We start from the raw sequence: 3,245 nt of genomic DNA on the forward strand, positions 1-3,245 counted from the left end.
CAACTATTCGGACTACGAGGAGGACCGCAAAAAACGTCTCGGCAAAGATGCCGATACGCCGCACCGCCTCAAATTCCGCAAACTGACACGATGAGCGTTGCCCCCGCGCCGGATAATCCGGCGCGGGGGCTGATCGCTCCGGAGGGCAGATGCATACAAGGAAAAAATTACAAAGCAGAATTCGTACAAATGCAGTCACTCCAGGCATAAGGGTTGCCCTGCTGGCCTTGCTGCTGACAATTATGGCAACCGGCAGCGCTTTGGCTGCCCAGGAAAAAACCTCTTCCGCCTCCATTGTTCCCACATCTCCCGCAAGCCCGGTATCAGCCATCCTTTCGCCCTCGGGCGGACTGGTGCAGGTTGAAGAAACACTGCCCGTCGTTATGAATGACGATATGGGTATCCTGAGCTTTGTGCTGCCCGGCGGCGCGGAGAATCTTCAGATCAGTGTCCCCGGTCATACCATCGCCCGCTGGACCTCCACGCCCCAGGCACTGGAACGCAAAGGGCATCTGGCCCGTCTGCGGGCCGAATTGAGCGGCGAAATAAATCAGGTCAACGGCAAGCTCGCCGCCGTCAAGGCGCAACTGGCCCTGTGGGAAACCCCGCCTGGCAGCAGTTCGTATCAGGATCTGACACAAAGGGAAAAAAGGCAGAGCAGTGCCATCCCCGAGCTGATTATTGAACAGGCCAATCTTGAAAGCCTGGTCGCAGTGCTTCGCCAGCAGTTGGATCAAATGCCGCTCAGTCCTGAAATGGGGCAGCGCATCACCATCGCCCTGCGCAAACCCGTGACGGGCAAGCAGTTGAAGGTGGCGTACAGCTATCAGTTGAACAACTGCGGCTGGCGCCCCGTTTACAGCTTTGACGCCAGAACCGGCAGCGGCAAGAGCAACGAAACTTCCGTGCGGCTCATGGCCGAGATATGGCAGCTTTCCGGTATTGACTGGAGCGATGCGCAGCTCACCCTCATTTCGCGTGGCGAAGGCCCGCGTGAGCCTGCGAACCTGGGCAGATGGGTGGTCGATTCTCAGGCTCCGGTTCCCCAGCCTGTCCGCGTAGTGCGCAAGACGTTTACACGGGAGGCCGTGGCGCTGTCGGCCGAGGCAGATGCTGTGTCCCCGGAACCCCCGGTCGTGCATGACGGCAGCGCGGTTTTTGCGCGTTGGAGCCTGGCTGTACGCGGCCTGCCCGAAGGGCGCTCGCGGCTGCTTATTGTGGAAGATATGTGGAAAACGCCTTTGCAGTGGCTGGCCCGCCCCATTGTGGGCGACAGCCGTGTTTGGCTTATGGGTAAATACAGTTTGCCGCCCGAACAGTCATGGCCGGACGGCGCAGCCGAATTCTGCGTGGATGGTCAGGGCGTTGGACAAGGATTTTTCACCCCCCGCGGTGGAGAGGCAACCCTGTACTTTGGTCCCGACCCCCGTGTGCATGTTAACGTGATTGTGAACAGCAAGCGGCGCGGCGAAAGCGGCTTTATAGAAAAAAGCCGTACCTGGACCTGGGCATGGACCTATGTGCTGACGAATACGCACAAGGATGCCATTAGCGTGCGTGTGGAACGCCCCATGCCAATGATCGTTGATCAGGGCGTGTCAGTCTCCTATAATGATTCACCGGCTTCACAGCAGATGCCTGATGAGCACATGCTGCTGTGGAACATAGAAGTACCCGGCGATGGCAAGGCTGAAATAAAGCACTCCGTGTCCATCACATCTTCCAAAGAAATGCCGATGCTTACAGATATTCCTTAAGGGGATGTACAGGTTTTGACTTGTGCGATACAGGGCCGCCTCAATATGGGGCGGCCTTTGCAACAAAAGGGCAGCCAGGCTGTCCGCCAAAGGAGCGCTCTCTTGAATTTTACCCCTGTGTTTTTTGATCTGGACGGAACCATTACGGACTCTGAAGATGGAATAATCAACTCCGTGCAGTATGCGCTGGCACACTTTGGTGTTTCCTTGCCGCGGGAAAGCCTGATTCCTTTTATCGGACCTCCCCTGCGCGACTCTTTTTCCAAAATCTTCCCCAACGATCCCGAAAAAGTGGAAGAGGTCGTTCGCAAATACAGGGAGTATTACACAGACCGGGGCATTTTCGAAAACCGTCTTTATGACGGCATAAGCGATCTTTTACACGATCTGGCAAAAGAGGGGCGTGTTTTGGCGCTTGCCACTTCCAAACCCGAAACTTTTGCCCTTCGTATTGTGGAACACTTTGATATCGCGCGCCATTTTTCGTGCATAGCCGGAGCAGAGCTGAGTGGGCCGCGTACTAACAAACCTGCTGTATTGCGCTATGCTTGTGAACGCTTGGGGGTCGTTCCCTCTGCGTCCTGCCTGATGGTCGGGGACCGCAAGTACGATGTGGCCGGCGCGCATGAGGTAGGAATGCCGTGTGCCGCAGTTTTATACGGATATGGTTCGGAAGTGGAGCTGAAGGAGGCTGGGGCCGATTGGCTGTGTCCTGACGTGAAATCCTTGCGGACTCTTCTGCAGAACCGGAACTGAAGTAAAGAAGTGCAAAACAGGGTGCATTGCCGGGAGCGGGATATGTAAAAATGCTTGCGGCTGTGCTCCTGCCCCTTCAGCCTTTTTCCGGCGGTTACTGCGGGGCTTTTACTCCCGATATTTTTAAGGAGTTCCTCGGGATTCAACCGTGGCAGGTGTGCCGGCAAAGCCATCCACAAGCATTCCAGCAGAGGCTGAAGCAGCCCCGCCATTGCGGCGTACAGCTGCTCGAGCAGTGGCCGGAGCAGTTGCAGAGCGCCACGCTCTTATTGCCAAGCCTGGGACAAAAGCGCTGTAATGTCCATTTTTTCGGCATCCGCCTCTGTAAGGGAGCGTTCAATTTCAAGCCCATGCTCTTTGCTCAGATCCAGAAATGCCGGGCTGATAGTTCTGCCGAGCGGATCAAAGGCTATAATAACACAGGGCTGCGCGGGAAAGCTGGGATTTGAGCGGCAAACAATACCTTGTTCGCCGCTGGATAGCTGTACCGGCGTGCCAACGGGATAAATGCCCATCATTTTGATAAAGCGCTCTACATAACCGGGAGCCCAAGCCTGGCCGCGCATCTTGTACATGACAGCCAGGGCGACATTGGCCGGCATGGGGGTTTTGTATACCCGCTTGGCCGAAAGGGCGTCATAGTTGTCGCTTACTGAAAGAATACGCCCGTAGATGCCGATCTTTTTTCCTGCCAACCGATAGGGATATCCTGTGCCGTTATGCTTCTCGTGG

3 protein-coding genes are annotated in these 3,245 nt (G+C 56.1%); 2 read left to right on the forward strand and 1 reads right to left on the reverse strand.

From position 1 onward, the window contains the following. Positions 1–242 precede the first annotated feature (242 nt). Complete coding sequence (locus QZ377_RS11285; RefSeq protein WP_291441242.1) at positions 243–1,757, forward strand: DUF4139 domain-containing protein; 1,515 nt, start codon at positions 243–245, stop codon at positions 1,755–1,757. Between the two features lie 102 nt (positions 1,758–1,859). After that, on the forward strand, positions 1,860–2,513 hold the full coding sequence (locus QZ377_RS11290) for an HAD-IA family hydrolase (RefSeq protein ID WP_291441243.1): 654 nt from the start codon (positions 1,860–1,862) through the stop codon (positions 2,511–2,513). A gap of 266 nt (positions 2,514–2,779) precedes the next feature. Here the strand turns inward: QZ377_RS11290 and QZ377_RS11295 are convergent. Further along, the coding region (locus QZ377_RS11295; RefSeq protein WP_291441244.1) for an HD domain-containing phosphohydrolase at positions 2,780–3,245 on the reverse strand (466 nt) is incomplete at its 5' end.

The organism is Desulfovibrio sp. (assembly GCF_019424165.1).
Lineage (GTDB): Bacteria > Desulfobacterota > Desulfovibrionia > Desulfovibrionales > Desulfovibrionaceae > Desulfovibrio.